Origin of the sequence: Photorhabdus kayaii (assembly GCF_025384895.1) — a bacterium.
In the GTDB taxonomy this organism is placed as follows: domain Bacteria; phylum Pseudomonadota; class Gammaproteobacteria; order Enterobacterales; family Enterobacteriaceae; genus Photorhabdus; species Photorhabdus kayaii.
In genome coordinates this window covers 1-927 of record NZ_JAJAFZ010000203.1, presented here as the reverse complement: position 1 = coordinate 927, position 927 = coordinate 1, and the positions used below count along the sequence as shown (strand labels likewise).

The 927-nt window shown below is 50.7% G+C and carries 1 pseudogene; it reads right to left on the bottom strand.

Features of this window, described 5'->3' with window-relative positions:
- Positions 1–927 (bottom strand): annotated as a pseudogene (locus LGZ98_RS23910) (IS1634-like element ISPlu4 family transposase); the annotation flags it as partial.

The following is a 927-nucleotide window of genomic DNA, read 5'->3' as shown; positions in this document are numbered from 1 at the left end:
CGCCGCATAAACCATGAGACAACATGTCATCACCATTAACAGCGCTTCTATCCGCTCCGGTTTTTTCAGGAAAATGGCAGACGTCAGGAATTCCGGACTTTTCAGGAAGCGAAAACCCCGCTCTACCTTTTGTTGTGCCTTATAATTAGCCAGTAACGCCGCCATATCAAGCTGTCCTTCATCCCGTTCATTGGTCGCTAAAATAAACCTCCCGACCCGCAATCTGGCCTGCTTCACATTGTCTAACCGGGTATAAGCCTGACCGGCTAATTGATAATGAACCGATTTGGGGTGTTGATGCTTGCCGGGTTTCCCGCGCCCCGCATAGACGGTAATCGCCTGAATTTCCGGCGAGGCGATGCCGATAAACTGGCATTGAGACTCAAAATCATGCAGTGCCTGTAAGGCATCCTCCCGGCAGGCAAAGGGCTTTTTGCCCAGTTTGTCGAACTGTTTAGACTCGTTTTCTGTTTCCCTGAGTGTGTTTTTCCGGAAAGTCTGGTTTTCACGTTTTTCTGCCGCCGTACTGTTCACCAGTAACCAACGCTGAGGAACGCCGCCATACGATGACGTCACCCAGCAGCCTGAATAGCCCTCACTGATGGGGCTGAATTGCTCCGCTGTCACGTTCAGGAGAGACTGTTTAGCTTCCTTGATCGTCAGGGGAACACGCGTAATAAATCGTTGTTTTTGCTGATGAAGCGAAGCGATCGCGGCTTCAGTATAAAGGGCGGCATCGGCCACAAAGTCGCGGCTGTTTTGTGCCGCTTTCAGACATTGAATATGGGTTTTGATCGTCTGGGCAAAGGCTTTGGCATCATTCGTATTCCCGCTCATAGCCTGCATGTAGACAGGGATACCTGCCTGATTTTCGCAAATCAGTTCAAGGACAACCTGGTTCAGTTCGGGCCGGTGATCCCGGCTATA